The organism is Carboxylicivirga agarovorans (assembly GCF_050589845.1).
Lineage (GTDB): Bacteria > Bacteroidota > Bacteroidia > Bacteroidales > Marinilabiliaceae > Carboxylicivirga > Carboxylicivirga agarovorans.
The window spans coordinates 23,104-41,248 of the sequence record NZ_JBNGPA010000030.1; the positions used below are offsets into that span (position 1 = coordinate 23,104).

General features: G+C 40.1%; 12 protein-coding genes. 7 read left to right on the top strand and 5 right to left on the bottom strand.

Going from position 1 to position 18,145, the window contains the following annotated elements; all coding sequences use genetic code 11:
• Nucleotides 1-58: 58 nt before the first annotated feature.
• The 4 genes from ACRD69_RS20155 to ACRD69_RS20170 form a co-directional block, all read right to left on the bottom strand.
• Nucleotides 59-535 carry a GtrA family protein gene (locus tag ACRD69_RS20155; RefSeq protein ID WP_430816943.1) on the bottom strand — a complete coding sequence of 159 codons (477 nt, stop codon included), beginning with the start codon at nt 533-535 and terminating at the stop codon, nt 59-61.
• Between the two features lie 142 nt (nt 536-677).
• Complete coding sequence (locus ACRD69_RS20160; RefSeq protein WP_430816944.1) at nt 678-830, bottom strand: hypothetical protein; 153 nt, start codon at nt 828-830, stop codon at nt 678-680.
• Nucleotides 831-856: 26 nt separating this feature from the next.
• Nucleotides 857-1,234, bottom strand: coding sequence for a PH domain-containing protein (locus ACRD69_RS20165; protein WP_430816945.1), 378 nt, complete (start codon nt 1,232-1,234; stop codon nt 857-859).
• Between the two features lie 588 nt (nt 1,235-1,822).
• A complete protein-coding gene (locus ACRD69_RS20170) occupies nt 1,823-7,357 on the bottom strand; it encodes an alpha-2-macroglobulin family protein (RefSeq protein ID WP_430816946.1) in 5,535 nt (1,844 codons plus the stop codon).
• Between the two features lie 210 nt (nt 7,358-7,567).
• Between ACRD69_RS20170 and ACRD69_RS20175 the strand changes: the two genes are divergently transcribed.
• The 4 genes from ACRD69_RS20175 (at nt 7,568) to ACRD69_RS20190 (ending at nt 12,566) form a co-directional block, all read left to right on the top strand.
• A complete protein-coding gene (locus tag ACRD69_RS20175; protein WP_430816947.1) occupies nt 7,568-9,658 on the top strand; it encodes an ATP-binding protein in 2,091 nt (696 codons plus the stop codon).
• A gap of 105 nt (nt 9,659-9,763) precedes the next feature.
• Complete coding sequence (locus ACRD69_RS20180; RefSeq protein ID WP_430816948.1) at nt 9,764-10,087, top strand: YkgJ family cysteine cluster protein; 324 nt, start codon at nt 9,764-9,766, stop codon at nt 10,085-10,087.
• Between the two features lie 284 nt (nt 10,088-10,371).
• On the top strand, nt 10,372-10,653 hold the full coding sequence (locus ACRD69_RS20185) for a DUF485 domain-containing protein (RefSeq protein WP_430816949.1): 282 nt from the start codon (nt 10,372-10,374) through the stop codon (nt 10,651-10,653).
• Entirely contained in the window at nt 10,650-12,566 is a 1,917-nt protein-coding gene (locus ACRD69_RS20190) for a solute symporter family protein (RefSeq protein WP_430816950.1), read from the top strand. Before ACRD69_RS20185 ends, ACRD69_RS20190 begins: the two co-directional genes overlap by 4 nt.
• A gap of 95 nt (nt 12,567-12,661) precedes the next feature.
• On the opposite strand, the gene ACRD69_RS20195 is transcribed toward ACRD69_RS20190, so the two are convergent.
• On the bottom strand, nt 12,662-13,177 hold the full coding sequence (locus ACRD69_RS20195; protein ID WP_430816951.1) for a YkgJ family cysteine cluster protein: 516 nt from the start codon (nt 13,175-13,177) through the stop codon (nt 12,662-12,664).
• A 227-nt stretch (nt 13,178-13,404) separates the two neighbouring features.
• On the opposite strand from ACRD69_RS20195, the gene ACRD69_RS20200 reads away from it, so the two are divergent.
• The 3 genes from ACRD69_RS20200 to ACRD69_RS20210 all read left to right on the top strand — a co-directional run bounded on the left by ACRD69_RS20200 (nt 13,405) and on the right by ACRD69_RS20210 (nt 18,057).
• The gene (locus ACRD69_RS20200; RefSeq protein ID WP_430816952.1) at nt 13,405-15,642 is read left to right on the top strand and encodes a helix-turn-helix domain-containing protein; all 2,238 of its coding nucleotides are present in this window, start codon (nt 13,405-13,407) and stop codon (nt 15,640-15,642) included.
• A 339-nt stretch (nt 15,643-15,981) separates the two neighbouring features.
• A complete protein-coding gene (locus ACRD69_RS20205; RefSeq protein WP_430816953.1) occupies nt 15,982-16,437 on the top strand; it encodes a T9SS type A sorting domain-containing protein in 456 nt (151 codons plus the stop codon).
• Between the two features lie 21 nt (nt 16,438-16,458).
• Nucleotides 16,459-18,057 carry a Kelch repeat-containing protein gene (locus tag ACRD69_RS20210; RefSeq protein ID WP_430816954.1) on the top strand — a complete coding sequence of 533 codons (1,599 nt, stop codon included), beginning with the start codon at nt 16,459-16,461 and terminating at the stop codon, nt 18,055-18,057.
• Nucleotides 18,058-18,145: the final 88 nt, after the last annotated feature.

Sequence of the window (18,145 nt, forward strand, 5' to 3'; positions counted from 1 at the left end):
AGCGTATTTAGCATATCCTTACAAACTAAAACATATACTTTTAATACAAACATAAATCCTAAGCAGATTCATGTATTTTAATTTTAAATGTAAAGTACTTTTGACAAACATAGCTATAACCAACTACCACAACGGTTGTCATTATTTTTGAAATGGTCGGATAGAAACCCCATACCTCAACAAAAAACTTAAGCAATAAATAGTTAAGCACAATACTTCCAAAAACAGTTAAACCGTATCGAAACAGTTGAATTCTGCCGCGTAGGTTTGATTCGGTAAAGGTGATGTACTTGGAAAGCAGAAATCCACTGGTAAACGTAATGGGAAAGACAAAGGCAAAAGCTGCAATATGTGGGCTTATAGCCACAATGCCAAGATCAACAATCTGCTTTTTGAGTATAAAATTATAAGTAACAAAATACAATAGAATATCAAAAGCTGTATTTGCACCACCGCAGGCTGCATAATTATATGTTTGACGAGGCAAATACTTCTTAAAAAGAGGGTAAAACCAATCGAGTATTGTTAAAATCAAACGCCTTATCATAAATCAGTAAAATCTATTTACAGGCAAAGCTAGTATAATTATGGTTTATGAAAGATATTCAAGATGAAAATTCAAAAACAGTATAAGTAAGAATATGCTATGCAATAAAAATTGGCAGTCCCATGCAGTTTTATAGAACACCAAGGACCAGCCACGTCAATACAATGGTAACAACAATGAACAAGGCTATATCTTTTAGTCGCTCCATAATAGCACCCATCATTACACGTTGTTTGGCATCATCGGCATAGCTGTATTCTGTTTCTTTTCTTCGTTTTGACATTGCTGGTTATCTTAGGGTTTGATTGATTAGTCTAATATATGCTGACTCAATAAAAGGTATACATCATTGATATTTGTTTTCTTACTGAATTCCTTTACAATGGGATCATTACTACCTGTTAACCATATTTTCAGCTCCGCATCCAGATCTAAAAAACCGGTGCTTTCCTTGCTAAAACGAGTGATCGATTTATAGGGTATACTTTGGTAGTCCACTTTTTTTCCGGTTACCCCTTGCTTGTCCACCAATATTAAACGCTTATTGGTAAATACCCATATGTCGCGAATCACCTTAAAGGCCTTTTGAAGGTGTTCTCCTTCCACCAAAACAGGCTGAAACTCCTCTGTCAGTTTCTCTATGGATATTTCACCCGCATGTCCAAGAAGTCCGCTTATTAAACCCATGGTAATGTTCTATTTGCATTTAAAAATAATAGTTATCTGCAACAGAACGATAAATGGTTCAATTCTGTTGATGAATGAAATAAAAACTGTGATAAATGGACAGAAATCGATGACTAATAGTAAATAAACGCAAGTGAGCGTTTTTAAGATGAGGAATTGTTAATTTGGATAAATGTCAATCTATCCAATTGTGTAAATGACGAATCGAGGTCTATAAACTGCCCGACTAATCAACTTTTAAACTCATTACAGCCGGCATTAGAAGTCATTACCATGACATGGTATGCTTGTGTACCAGGTCGTGCTAATTTATATGAACATGGTAACCACAGGTGATGACCCGTGCGGTTAATGGTATTAAGTTAAGGCTTTGACACCATGATTTGGGGCAACACTTAGTCTGATACCTGATCAACTACTTTACACTGATAAACCTGTAAACCCCTAAACTTTTAAACTTCTAAACTATAATTTAAACGATAGCAACTAACTTATCAATCCGCTTAATACCTTAATCATCATTAGTCACAAAAAAAAGCCCTTCAAGCATAACACTTAAAGGGCTTTATCAGAATTCTACTAAATACCTTATTCGCCAGTCTTAACAACATTTACCCATTGCCCGGGTTGTCGGGCTGACACGGAGCTGTTATACATCGCTTCACAGCTTGTTGCCGGCATATAATATCTTCCGATATAACTGGCATTTAACAATACCACAAACTTTTTATGCTTTCCTCTTTGAAGGTCAAAATATGAGTAGACACGGTCATCTCTGTAATCACGGTAATCAGGCACATTCAATTCGTGTGCTGATTCAATATCTTCCATGCGTGTATTACGTATCTCCCACCCTGAAGGGAAAATTTGTGTCAGTGCCAGGTTCTCGACGTTGCCAAAATTTCCTGGGTTCTTTACAGTTACGATCGCCATAAAATCAGTTCCTTGTTCCAACTGACTTACATCGAGTCGTTTTCCATTCAATGACTGATATTCAACATTTAACTGCAGATTAGAGGCTTTAACGGTCTTATCATCTTCGGCCGGAATACCATCCATGATCACGCGCGCAAAAAGCATGCCTCCCGAGGTGTTTTTAATAGTCACTGATCCCTTGATATCTTCTGTACCTAATTGTTGCTGATATAAGGCCAGTTGTGAACTTACTTTCTTGCTTTGTCCATTGGCCTCCCATTCAAACTTAAATTCTTTGTTTACTCCTGAATCTCCGATAAATTTCGAAACAGCCAACAAACAATAAGCTGTAGTCTGAGTGCTCATCCAGCGTTGCCCTGATAGTGATTCTGAGAGTTTCTGAAGTAATTCTCCTGCCTCATTCTTCTTGTTCATTAGTACCAATGTTTCAAGAATCATCGCTAAATCACGTTCCTCAGAACCATAGGTGTAACTATTATCTCGTTGGTTAACAACACTCATTGTTGTTGTATTAATGAGCTCATTGGCTACCTGAGCATGCCCGGCTAATGCGTAAGCAGCTGCCAGTCGCCAGGCACTTTGATTGGATAGTCCACTTTGATTGCGCATGCGGTTCATTGCGCTTAACTCAGGTTCGCCTGCAAGGGCCAGGGTGTATAAACGATAGGCCTGTGCAAGGTCACGGCCACGATAGGTGCTGTTTCGGCGCCATTGCCGTGCTTTTCTCTTCTGGTATTTTATCCATTTATTTTTAAACCCAACAGGCAGATTATATCCTTTTCTTTCGGCCTCCAACATAAAATGACCAGCGTAGGTAGTGCCCCAATCCGATGATTCGTAAGAACCCGGCCAATATCCCAGTCCCCCATCGTTTTGAATAAATCCAGCCAGGCGATTAATGGCCGCCTTCACGTTTTCAGTCGCTTTAGCGGCTGTTACTTCTCCGTTTTCAATCACATCAGACAAGTACAACTGAGGGAAAGCGGCCGAAGTCGTTTGTTCCACACATCCATGAGGATAACGCAATAAATATTTAAGGCGGCGTCCGAAATCAAATGGAGGAAGAGCAGACACCTCAAACGTCGCTTTATTTGTTCCTGCCATACCAGGCAAGTGGTATGTTATTGTTTGACTGGTTCCGGCATCAATGGTAATACTTTGAACTGTTGTAATTGGCGGATTAGGATTTCGCACCTCTATTTCAATCTCATCAAGGGCTTCTTCACCTCCCGATGTAGCCAGCACTTTAACTTTGCCAATGCCCATTATAGGATTAACCTTAAGTTTAAAAGTAGCTATCTGCTCGCCGGTTTGATTGAAACTCAGATGCTGTTCCGCCGCACCCTGGATGCTAATCAGCTCATTACTTTCTACCTTGACTTTCACATTTTTGACGCCTTCTTTCATTGCAAAAACAGTAACAGGCAGATCGACTGTTTCATTGGGTCCTAATACACGCGGCAAAGTTGCCAACACCATCAAAGGATTGCGTACAGGTGTTGTTTCTTCAGCCTCGCCATAAGCATTGTCGGAAGAAGCCACTACCATTGTGCGAACAGAACCTACGTAACGTGGCATCTTAAAGGTATGTGTTTCTGTATCTCCTTTATCAAGCTTAAATGGTCCGAAGAATTTCACCATCGGCTTAAAGCGATTGGCCTTTTTACCGCCTTTCTTACCACCTGCTTCTCCATCACCACCAATACTGAAGATCTGCTCTATTTTGCCTCCGTAAGCACCAATAACCTCATCATACATATCCCAGGTTTTAACACCCAATGCTTCGCGTGCATAAAAGTGATTCCATGGCACAGGTGTTTTAAAACGCGTCAGGTCCAGCAAACCATCTTCAACAATGGCCAGAGTATATGTCATAGGTCGACCATCGCGTTCACTCACTTTGATGCTCACTTCTTTTTCCGGACGTAATTCAGATGGCATCCGGATCTCAGGGTAAAGATGTGTTTCCGGATCTTCAGCCATCAAAGGAATAACCCCATACATACGTATTGGTAAATTATTAACAGTTTGCGCGTGAGACTGAAGCAAGGTCAAATGCACATAGGCATTGGGGGTCATATCGGGCGTAACCTCGAAGCTAAACTGATTTTCTCCCTTAACAGGCTGTACCCACCAGCTTTTAAGGACCTTATTTCCATTCTCTATACTCACCAATACACGTCCCTGACCAGAAGCCGGGAAACTAATGGTAGCCTGCTCACCGACCTTATATTTTTCTTTATCAGCACTAAATGCCAGCATACTTGCTGAACCAGGATCATTTCCCCTGCTATTTCCTGCCCATCCCGGCCAATCGACATAAACCGTTTGTCCGCAGGCATGTCCATTCTTTTCATCAACCACCCTGATCAGGTAACGTCCCCACTCGGGGTATTTGACCTTAAAATCAAACTGTCCTTCGCCATTGCTTGTATGCACCTTGCCGCTGGCAATAAGATTTTGATGGCGTGTACCAACATAACTGGCCAGGTCATCGGCGGATGATTCCCACCACCAGCGCCAACTGACTTTATAGATATAGTATGACAGGTTTCGCACAGACATGGGTTCACCCTCTGGTGTCAGCGAAACAACCTGTACGGTGTGTGTTGTATCGGTTAACAACATCCCACGTTTATCTCCTTTTGGAGCCTTAACACCTACGAAAACGGGATAAGGAGCATATGGTACAGTGAAACGGTCAATACTAAAATCTCCACTTTCCTCAAAAACACGCGTTACAAAAGAGGCTTTAAGAAATCCAGGGGCGGCTTCCTGCACATCCATCGTTGCATCAACGAGAGCCTGCCCTTCATCATCAAGTCGCCCTTCAAAAATAGTTCTTTCATCTGACTCAAATCGACGCGACGGATCATCAAAGTAAAAATCACCGTACTTTTTAAATTGTGTTTTACCCTGGTTGAGCGTTACTGTTACATCGGCTTTAAGATTGCGTGCAACAGCACCATGCAGCCAGTTAACAGTCATTGTGCTTTGTGTTGCCTCTCCTGGCAATAGTAAATCAGTGTTAAAATCGAGATTGATCTTTAATCGGTTGGGCTTAATGGTTTCCACCCTCATGCCTTTTTCAAAAGTACTACCTCCTACTTTTATGCGGGCACGCCACATGCCAGTTGGTGCGTCATGTGCTGTTTGCGTTTTAAACACATAAATATTGTCATCATTCAACGACTGCACCTGCCTGTTTATCGTTTGCCCCCTTGGACTAAGCCATTCAAATACAACAGGATGCTCCTTTGGCAAAGCCTCTCCTTTATTTTCGAGCATAAACGATACAAACAGGGTATCGCCAGGACGCCACACACCGCGTTCACCATAAATAAAGCCTTTCATGCCCTTTTGCACAAGCTGGCCACTGACATCAAAACGACTCAATGATAAAGAATTACCATCATCCAATCGTAAATAACCACGTTGATCGTCATTTTTTGCAATTAACAAGAATGGTTTTTGCGATACAGGTATTCGTGCCAATCCATTCGCATCAGTGCGCGTTTTGCCGACAGGCTGCATCTGATAATTGAAGATTTCTACTTCAACGCTGCTCAATGGCTGTGTATTGCGAATATCAGTGATGGCCACAACCACCTCTTTGTCTGTTCCCTGCTTGGCTATTATACCTATATCTGATGCCAGAATATTGCGACTCACCATTTTATTGCGATAGTACATGTCAGCACAAGGATTTTCGCGCTCACGCCAATCATAATATCCCTGGTAACCATCCCAGTATGAGCTGTAGTATTCAGCAGGCTGATCCCAGTAAGCTATATCTGATTCGGTAATTCCTTCCTCTTCATCAACTGTTTCTTCCTTATTGTTATCAGCACATGGGTACAAGCTGTCCTTCTTACGTATTTTTAACTCCACCCTGTAAATTGCTCCTTTTTCAGGAGTTATCAGATCAGACAGGTTCAATGAGAAACTATTCCATTGTGTCAGATCCAATGAACGATCATTATCCAGTCGTATGTTTTTCTTGAATATGAGGCGACCTGCGCGACGCAACTGATACTGCCCGTCCATGTTATTGACCTGCAAAAATCCGCCCACATTACCCTCAAATATTTTAATAATGCGTACCTGCACACTTTTGACACTAACAGCCTTAAAAGGAAAAGTTAATCCATTGGAGTTGGGCAGGATGGTACCTTTGCCAATCAATTGCACTTCAGGCTTTGGCGTTTCGAATACCATATCATAGGACTCTTCTGCCTGGTGGGTGTAGCCCAATATGTTTTTTATCCCCTCTGAAACGCTTACCTGACGGGTGCCAGTTAAGCGAAAGGAAGGGTAAACCATTACACGGTTACGATCAATAACATAGCGCAAGCGCGATGCTCCGCTGATATTGATCAAACCATTCATATTCTGGCGCTCATCCAGGGGGTCGGAGAATATGACCAAAACGTATTGTTCGGGTTGCATTACCACACGTACATCGGTAACCTTAAAATCAGTTAAAGAAGGTACTTCGAGCTCATCCCGGTCTGACTTTTCCACGCCTACTGCCGAACCATTGTATTCAATAAGTAAGGTACTGCTTTTCTCACTTCGCCTGATACCCTTTATAGCAAAGGCATGTTGTTTTTCACTGCTTTGATGTTCCCACTCTATTTCTAAAGCATTCCCATCCTGCGATGCCTTAACCAGGCTTTCTACTTTGCTGTTATCAATATGATCGGCCATTGAAATGCGGCCCCTGTATGTATTTTCTTTTAAATCATCAGAGGCATCGGGTTCAAGACCCAAGGACTGTACACGGTAATTTTGCTCAATCGTACTAAATCCGAAATTAAAGGGTTCCTTTTCACCGGAAAACAGTTCCACTAAATCTACTTCTACCTTATATTGAGTGCCTGATGGCATACGCTCATCCGGAATAAACTCAAGCGTATGGCTATCATACCATTCCAGTTGACCTGTGACAGAAGGAGAAATGGATAACAGATCTTTATCGGCATCCTGTCCTGGAATGACACCGGCAATCTTTTCAGAAAACTGAACCTTAATACTGGTTTCATTGGAAATAATTCCTGAAGTAAAAGCTGTGACTTTGCTGTTGAAAGCTACTTCTTGTGTGGATTGCTGCTTTTTATTTTTGCAAGCATTAAAAAAAACGATAGTCAATACTAATGAGACGATCAGCAGTGTGTGTTTATGCATATTGTTTAGGATTAATGAATTGTTTCTAAAGTTAATAATAAAGTGCACGTTGCTGATACATAAATATAATTTATCACATTGCATTTACTTTTGACCTGAAAGATTAGTGCTATAAATCATCTGTATATATCATTAGTTTATGTTACTTTGTAAACACCAAAACATTACACCAACTCATACCCTTAAGCATTAACTATTTTTCATTTTGCTATGAAATTATTGTTTCGTAAAGGTATAAGTTGGAAGATCCTTCTCTTGTTAGTTTACTGTGCTGCCAATGGCTTGAATGCTGCCTGCCAGCAGCTCTCCTATGCCGATTCATCAGAACTAAATCGTTTATTTAATTACTCTTTTCAGGATTCATGTTCATATGAAACCCGCTACAACTATTTAGATTCTATTGTTAATTTTTCCAATGAAACAGGCTACCCGCAGGGTTATATTGAGATGCATTATGCCAAGGCACGTATTTTGAGACGTAACCATCAATACCAGGAGGCGCTTGAACAGTTGTCGCAAGGATTAATGCTGTGTTATCAATATGAGAACATAAGTCGGGAACGTGATATTATGCTCGAATCCGTTAATGTGTTTTTAAAACTCAACCTTAATGACATGGCTGCATCAACAGGTGAAAGCATTTTGCTGAAGGGTTTATTGAACAGGAGCGACAGCGCCATTTTATTCAACAATATTGGTATTGCCTATTACAATCAAAATGCCCTTGACAAAAGCCTTGAAAACTTCCTTAGATCAATAGAGATTCACAAAAGTAATAAGGATACTTCGGGAATGGCCTCGACCATTAATAACATCGGAATGGTCTATGAAAAAACAGGTAATGCGACAGAAGCACTGGAACATTACCATCAAAGTTCAGGCTTATATCTAGAAAGCGGGCAGTTAAAAAACTACACGACTGCTCTTTTAAATATCGGGAGCTTATACATTCATCAGCAAGAATATGAGAAAGCGGTTCACTATTATCAAAAAGCTGAAGCCATCTCCGATTCTATTAATCATTTGGCTGGACTGGCCAATGTTCATTTCAATTATGCTATTATCTATCAATCAATAGGTGAATATGACAATAGCATCAGGGAGCTAAAGCGGGCGATGAAAAGTTTTAACGAACTGGGCACGATCAGCAACGAAATAGAGTGCCTGGTGGTAATGGGTCAGAATTATAAAAAAACCAAACAGTTCAAAGCAGCTAAGGAGGTTCTTAACAGGGCATTAACCAAGGCATTACAGAATTCGGACATACGTTTATTAAAACTTATTAATGAGGAATTATCAGCGATATATAAGGCACAGTCCAATTACAAGGAAGCCTTTTTTTACCTGAATCAATCCAATTTATACAACGACACACTTCAGCATCAGACCAATACCTATGAATTGGAAAAGCTTAAACTGGCCTACCAAACCAACCTGATAACCGAGCAGTTTGAGCAAACGCTACAGAGAGACAGAGCTATTCTGGAAGTAGAAATCAGTGGCCAGAAGAAACTCACTTATATATTCCTTGGAGCCTTTATCGTATTTATGATACTTTTTGTCTGGGCCATTAGGAATCAGCTAATCATTAACAGGCAAAATAAAATACTCAAGCAATCCAATGAAGCAAAAAACCAGCTCCTTTCAATAATCGGGCATGATTTGAGAGGACCTGTAGGCACATTGGTTTCCTTCATTGAAATGCTCTTAATACGTCTTGAAAGCATTAGCCGTGATGAAATGCACCGATACCTTACAACCTTAAAATCATCAACAGCCGAAACCTATAACCTGCTGGAGAACCTTCTGTTTTGGGCGCGAAGTGAAAAGGGAGAAATGAAATACCAGCCTGCACGCATACATGTTGAAGATGTGTGCAACCAGGTTTATTTCCTATTGCGCGAATCAGCCACAAAAGATGACGTGCAGATTATGATCAATTGCCAGCCAGAATTGACTGTCATGGCCGATGAAAACATGCTTAAAACAGTGCTTCGAAACCTGGTATCAAATGCCCTTAAGTTTACCACAGCAGGTGGCTCCATTTCTATTCATGCAGAAGAAAAGGAGCAACATACTCTGTTTTGTGTCAAAGACTCAGGAATAGGTATGAATGAAGAGATAAAAAAATCCTTGTTTAAGGAGGATGAAATTTATACCAGCAAGGGCGTGCATAAAGAACAAGGAACAGGCTTGGGATTAAACCTTTGCCTCAAGTTTATTAACAAACACAATGGTCGCATTTGGGTGGAATCGGAAGAAAGAAAAGGAACCACATTTTATTTTACTATTCCACGCTAAGATAAACTGACGTATCTTTATCCAGGATGGGATACTTTTTAAATTATTGCAATGCCATTTTCCATTCGCAATTAATCGGTGTATCATATAGGTAAAAATTGCTTTATGGAAAGAATAATCTCATCTATCACTTGTCAGAAATGTGGAATCTGCTGCCAAAATTTTCCCTTTGTGGAGCTTAATGACAAAGAAATTACCAGACTGGAAAACTTCACAAAACTAAACAGAACAGATTTTACAGAACCCAAAGGCCCAAGTTATGCAGATGGCTATTTTCTGAAAAGCAAAGAAAATGGCGATTGCATTTTTTTAAACAGCCACAATGGCAACTATTCATGCGGTGTTTATGAGGCGCGCGCTGAAATATGCCGCAATTATCCGGTCAATGAAAAACACTGGCAGTGGTGTTTCGAAAACAGGAAAAAATAATCTTGTCCTTCCTATTTCAATTCTAATCTTTCTTTCATAACTTTTTACTAGCCTATCCTCCTCCCTTTCTGATAATTACATTCGTTTAACAGTTTTACATTTACCGTTTATGACACAACAGTAAAATAAGCTTCCTAAGCTCTGTATGGCTCTAACCCTCTGCAATGCTTATAGTAGCTCCGGTTCATTATTGATCAGTCAAGAATACATTTGGTACAATATATCACCATCCCATGTTTATGAGATGGCATCACATCCAATACAAACTTTAAAACTCAGTCATTATGGAACACGGACCTGCTGCCAAACTTGGCATCGATCATGCATCAAAAAAGAAATCAAAGCTGGGAGTAATCCTGTTCATTGTGTATTCAGTTGTATACGCAGGCTTTGTAGTTATCGGAGTAGTCAATTATGAGTTGATGGGCGAAATCATTTTCGCGGGTCAGAACCTGGCTGTTGTGTATGGTTTTGGCCTGATCATCTTTGCAATCATTCTTGGCCTGATTTACAATGCCATATGCACTAATTACGAAAACAAAATGAACAAGGAGGAACAACCATGATCTATACGCCTTCAATTACGGCAATCATCATATTTGTTCTTTTTGTGATGGTTGTGCTGGCATTGTCCTTTTACTTTGCCAGTAAAACAAAATCGGCTTCGGGCTTTTTCGCAGCCGGTGGTACCATACACTGGGGTGTTAATGGCATTGCCTTTGCCGGAGACTACCTTTCAGCTGCCTCATTTCTGGGAATATGTGGAATGATCGCCTTTTCAGGCTATGATGGTTTCCTGTATTCAATCGGTTACCTGGCCGGATGGATCGTTGCTTTATTTTTAGTTGCCGAACCTCTCAAGCGACTGGGCAAATACACCTTTACCGACGCATTGGATGCCCGTTTTGACTCTAAAGCCATCCAACTGACAGCCGCTATCAGCACATTAATTGTGTCCATGTTTTACCTCATCCCCCAAATGGTTGGTGCAGGAGCTTTGGTTAAACCATTATTGGGACTGGAACATCATTGGGGAGTTATTATTGTAGGGGCCATTGTTATTTTCATTGTGGCTACTGCCGGAATGACCTCGACTACTTATGTGCAGTTTATCAAAGGAGCTTTGCTGATCATTTTCTCAACCGTTTTATCAGTGTACATTTTCAACAATGGCCTTAAGTTACACCCCGAAACTGAGCACCAGGAATACCATCGTTTTATCTCCATTTCCCCGGGCATGCAAGGTGATATGGTGATTGATGCTGCAGACTATGGTGTAGTTAAGCAACAAAACGTTAAAGATCATACATTGGTGAAGCTACAGAAAGATGGTGTTAATCGCTGGTTCAAGCTTGTAAAAAACGGAGATACGTTTCTTTTGCAAGAGATGCTTTCAACTACAAATATTCATAATGGGCTTAAACTGTATAATGGTGAACCCGCTGAAAATGCAAAGTTTTACCAGGTGGGCCATATGAGTAAGATACTTGTTGACGGTAAAGAGGTGGAACAGACCGGACCTCTGGGTCCCTTTAAATTTCTTTCAACCATTGGGGAAAGTGAAATCGTGCGCTTCACCCGGTTAAAGTTTAACGATGGAAATGATAAAGTAACTGTTTGGTACCAAAATATAACAGCAGGGAGTGACATGATGAAACCAGGCTTAAGATTTAAAATTGGTAAAGATGCCACACCCATATCAAAACTGAATTTTATATCATTAATGATCGCCCTGTTCCTGGGCACCTCTGCCCTTCCCCATATTCTGATCCGTTACTATACAGTGCCCAGCCAGCGCGACGCCCGGAAATCAACCATCGTTGCCATTGCCTCCATTGGTGCCTTTTACATATTAACGATGTTTATGGGCTTAGGTGCTGCCATCAATGGAGTACTGGATATGGAAAGTAGTAACATGTCGGCTCCATTATTAGCTAAAGCCTTTGGTGTGGGGCTGTTTTCAATTATTTCTGCCATTGCTTTCGCCACCATTTTAGGAACCGTCAGTGGTTTAATTATCGCTTCAACAGGTGCCATCGCTCATGATATCATTGACATATACATGAAAAAGAACCTGAGTGAAACAAATAAAGTACTGGCAGGCAAAATATCGGCCTTTGTGGTTGGTATCATTGCCATAATACTTGGTATCGCTTTCAAAGGAATGAACGTTTCCTTTTTAGTGGGATGGGCTTTTGCAGTGGCTGCTTCAGCCAATTTACCGTCCATCCTCATGCTGTTATTCTGGAAAAAGACTACAGCAAAAGGTATTGCTTCATCCATCGTGGTTGGCATTGTGGCAGCAATAGGCCTGATTCTTACCTCTCCAATGATGTGGAGTCGTTATGGATTAAATCCAGAAAATGCGATTCATCAGCTCGACAATCCTGCTGTATTCTCATTTACCCTTGCACTGCTGACACTTATATTCGTATCATTAGCAACACAAAAAGATAACCATAAAAAGAAAGATATTTAGTAAGTTGATTTTGATTAATTTACATACCCCAGGCTCTACTTATAGACCGATTGACAGGCTATAATTCTGAAAGTATTATGCCGTATTGCGATAAGCTACGTTAAAAGGTCCACCAATGGTATCAGGTCAAATTCGCCTTTTCCCGGGTGGGCTGTTTTGATGTATTCCTTATTCAGCATAAACAAGCGACTATTAAAAGTATCCTGGGGATAGCAGTTGTCTTCATGGAAATATTCTTCATCAACATGAGTAAAGTTGAGCTCACAGTGTGACAATTCCCATTGATCACCTGCTTCATTCATATACAATAGCGGATAACCATGGGTGCGGCAGATAATTGGGCGCGCTTCATAAATAGTACATTGCTGATCTTTCAAAAAGAAACACTTCTCCCCTGTTTTCTCAGGTTTATCCTGCTTTAAAACTTCGGGATACAACTCTTCCATCTTTTGTCTGATATAATCAAACTCAACAGGAAACACATCGAAATTCAGACAACACTTATCACAGCCCTTTTTGCAAGCCATATTCGCTTTGTGTTCATCCCACAGTTTAATTGTCGAATAATCAATCTCATCTCTCAATGCCTTATATGTATCCAAACCGCCCATGTTCATCCTGTTTTTTTTTGCAAAGGTAATAAAACCTGATGGTTGAAGTGTCCCCTCTTATTCTGTTAGCTCCATCCACTCACTTCTTTTATTCTTTGGTGAATTCAGATAAGTATTTTGTCAATGATAAATTTGGCTTATTTTTGCAGTGAGTGTAAATGTGATTAACCTGCCTCTCCGGGCTTAGTTATTTTCCCGTATTTATTTCAACCATTAACCTTATTTAAATGAGCACACAGGTCGACTCTTTACAATCTCTTGTTTCCAGGTACATTAACACGACCAATAAAAGCGTATTTCTAACCGGGAAAGCCGGAACAGGAAAAACCACCCTGTTGCATCGTATTAAAGACCACACGCACAAAAACATGGTGGTTGCCGCACCTACGGGCATTGCTGCAATCAATGCGGGCGGTATTACACTTCACTCCTTATTTCAACTGCCATTTGGAGCATTTATCCCTGATAATAATGGCATTGACCCTGATCGCATGCAAACATTGGCTCATATTAATACGCCACGTTCGCTGATCAAAAACATCCAGATGCATACTACCAAACGCAATCTTATCAGAAACATGGAGCTTTTGGTCATTGACGAAGTCAGTATGTTACGGGCCGACCTGCTGGATGCAATAGATTTGATATGCCGACATGTTCGTCGCGACCATAATACTCCTTTTGGTGGATTACAGGTATTGTTTATTGGCGATATGTTGCAATTACCACCTGTCACAAAATATGAGGAATGGAGTTACCTGAGCCGCTACTATAAAAGCCCTTACTTTTTTGATGCACAGGTGCTGCAACACCATCATCCGGTACACATTGAATTACAAAAGGTATACAGGCAGACGGATCAACGCTTTGTTAACTTACTTAATAACTTAAGAGATAACCAGGTAAGCAACGAAGACATTAAACTGCTTAACAACTATTACCAACCCGACTTCAATCAACAGAACAACGACGGTTACATTCAGTTAACCACGCACAACGCTATTGCCGACAGCAAAAACAAGGAGTGTCTGCAGGAGTTGGATGGTCCGGTTTATTCGTATAACTCCAAAGTAAAAGGAGATTTTAAGGAGCACCAATATCCGTTGGATGAAGTGATGCAGTTTAAAAAAGGTGCCCAGGTAATGTTTATTAAAAACGATTTCTCAGGTCAGCAACGCTATTTTAATGGAAAAATTGGCAACATCAGCCATATTAGCAATGACACAATAGAAGTAAGTTTTAGTGATGGAAGTGAAAAGGTTGTGGTTGAACCCTATACCTGGGAAAATAAAAAGTACTCGCTGAACAAAGAAACCAATGAAGTTGAAGAAAGTGTTGCAGGCGAGTTTATTCAATATCCTATTAAACTGGCCTGGGCCATTACAGTGCATAAAAGTCAGGGACTGACCTTTGATAAGGCTATTATTGATGTGGGTAAAGCTTTTGCTTCGGGTCAGATTTATGTGGCACTTTCCCGACTGACATCGCTGGATGGGCTGGTTCTTAAAACGCCAATTCCACATCAGGGAATCGAAGCAGATGCATCACTCAGAAGCTTTGTGCAGCAGAAGATGAAGCAGGAGGAATTAGAGCCGATTCTTATGCAGGAGTCACAAAAGTACTTTAACGATTTTGTGCTCAAGGCTTTTGATTTCAATGACCTTGTTGTGTCTTTGCATCAACATCTAAAAGGATACACAAAAGACGAAAAACGTTCGAAAAAACAACAATACAAATCCTGGGCTGAAGAATTACTGAAGGAGACCGAACCATTGCAAAGCGTAGCCAATAGCTTCCGCTCACAGGTTTATCGCATTGCCACATCAGGAGATGAAAACTACGTTACCACACTGATTGAAAGAGTCAATAAAGCCATTGGCTATTTTCAACCTCCCATAAAGAAGATCCACTCCAATATTATCGCCCACATTGAAAATGTGAGTGAGTTAAAAGGCGTGAAAGCATACCTAAACGAATTGAAAGACCTTGCTGCACAATACTACTCCCTCCTGCATAATATTCTGAAAGCAAAAACCCTGTTAGAGTCATCTTTAAAAGGCCTGGACGTTAACAAGGAAGACATTGATCAGCCAGAACTGGAGAAACAGCCAGAAGAAAAGCGTAAAAAAAGAGCTGTAAAAGATAAAGAAGCGAAACCACCAAAAGTAGCAACCTACCTGGTTACATGTGCCCTATACAAACAAGGTCACGACATTGCTTCCATAGCCAAAGAACGTGGACTGGTTAAAACAACAATTGAATCACACATCGCCCGCTGCATTAAAGAGAATATACTGTCGTTAAATGATTTTGTTGATCACGAAAGCAGGGAAGCAATAAAGCAGGGAATCAAGAATTGTGAAGGTACAGCCTTATCAGAGATCAAAGAATACTTAAAGCACAAATATTCTTATGCCGATATAAAGTTCGTACAATCCTGGATGCAGTCTGATGGAGTATTATAAAACTCCGCCTCTGCTTTTTCAGGAAACTATGAATGGAAAGTTTAAATGCAGAGGCAGAGCTTTTTGGTTAAGGCCTTGCTAGAAAATTATTAATAAGGTTACAATTATTAATATCACCAATTGATACAACAACACGATCTGCGGAACGTCCGGTGATTTCATAAAAGCAAACAGCTTATTTGAAATAGCTTTCTTCATAATGTCAGAGTTAGATGTTAGTGTTAAAAGTTACGCTGATCAACAAGCAAATTCTGTGCCGTAACCTTGTGTTTTTTGAGTCATTTTGATATTCATTTTATTTTTTATTTCTTTGATTTGCTTATCAAAAAACCTTACACAATGAGAATAGCTCCCCTTCTTATATTGTTAACAGTTGGTTGTATATGCCGTGCTCAGGAAAGACAACTTATATCGGCCAACAGTTTCACTTTTAAATCGAACTATAATTACTCCATTAGCATTGGTGAACCGGTTATTGACCTGTTATCAAATGGTAATATCAAGTTCATCCAAGGCTTCATTCCAATGAAATCCACAGCAATAGCATCAGACATTGAACAGCCGGAGCTATCTGTACAGATTTATCCTAACCCGGTTACATCTGATATTTTTATAAAAGGAATTGATTTAAGCAAAGGCTTCTCATATTCAATCATTGGAACCGGAGGCACTATCATAGAAAAAAAGAAACTCACTCAGGCCCGGATTCATGCCAGTCACCTGGCACCCGGAAGTTATATAATTACAATTTTCAATAATAAATCAACCTATAAGCAAAAACTAATTAAACAATAATTCTCCCTGAAATCACAAAATATGAAAAAATATACCATCTTAGGAATACTACTGTTAATAACATATCTGTCACAAGCCCAGGTTCCGGAGAACATAAATTACCAGACACTGATCAGAGATAATAGCGGGAATTTTGTTTCAAATGAAACTGTTTCCATTCGTCTATCATTACTTCAAGGCAGTCCTACAGGGTCTGTTGTTTATTCCGAAGCCCATATGACGCAGACCAACGACTATGGCTTAATAAATCTGAAAATAGGAGAAGGAGCATCTTCAGATGTATTCAGTGATATTAATTGGGCACAGGAAACCTTATTTATTAAGGTGGAAGCCAAAGTTGGTAATGCGGCTTCCTATGAAGAAATTGGCATATCTCCTTTTAGCAGTGTGCCATATGCTTTATTTGCCAAAGATGCCAATATCACTCTCACGGCGGGCGACGGTATCGATATCAATGAGAAAACAATAAGTGCCCAGATAAATAATCCTTTATGGAACGCCAATAGCATTCAGAATAAAGACATTTCAACAAATGAACCTCAAACAGGTGATGTTCTGATTTATGATGGCACCCAATGGACTCCCGGCCAGCAAAACACCGTTCCTTCAGGCTCAGGAATCATTAGTTTTAGTTCTGATGCCCCTGATGGCTTTGAATTTTCAGGAAATACCATCACAACAGAAAAAGTTGATGGAAACTGGGAAGAAGTCGCACCGATGTATAATATCAGACGATATGCAGCTACTTGTGAATACAATGGTAAACTATATGTTTTTGGCGGAGAAGACACCTACAATTTCACAACCCGTTATGCAGAAGTATATGATCCTTCATCAAATACCTGGACAGAATTAGAGCCAATGCCTGTTGGCAGAACAATTGGAGCGGCTGTTGCCCACAATGGATTAATCTATGTTTCGGGAGGCTTGACAGAAGGAACTAATACAGGTTCAACAAGAGTTGATGTTTATGATCCGGCACTAAACACATGGTCTGCCATACCATCAATGAATCATGGGCGATACTTACACAGTTTGTTTGCTTATAATAATAAGCTTTATGCGGTTGGCGGCCTGGTGCGATTAAGCGACCCTCAAGTTACAGCAACTATTGAAGAGTATGACTTTACAGATCAGACATGGACCGTTATAAATACCATACCTACATTTTATCCAGGAACTGTTTCAACTATTCTTAACAGTACCATTTACTTCACTTGTGGTTCTGACACCCCAGGTGATTCATATTCATGCAAAAGCAGCGTATGGTCATACAATCTTGATACTCAGGAATGGGCTGATCTAAAACCATTAAACACACCAAGAATTGGCTGTGCTTTTGGTACAGTTGATAACCACCTGATCATTACTGGTGGTATTTACAATGGCAATTATCTTTCTTCTACCGAGTTATATTCTCCTAAGGATAACACCTGGTTTGATGTTTCAGACCAAATAAAGGCTCCATCATTTTCAATGAGAGGAAATGAAGTAAATGGGGTATTTATCATGACTGGAGGGCAATACAAAGAAAACGGAACAGCCTACAAAACAAATTCAACTCAAACGTTTAACCTGGTCATCAGTAAGGAGAAGGTATACATCCATCGCTCACAATAAGCTAAATTTACAACTATATTCATAAATAAAAGACCGATAATCTCGGTCTTTTATTTTTTTGCTTATTGCTATAAGCTAAATTTGCAGA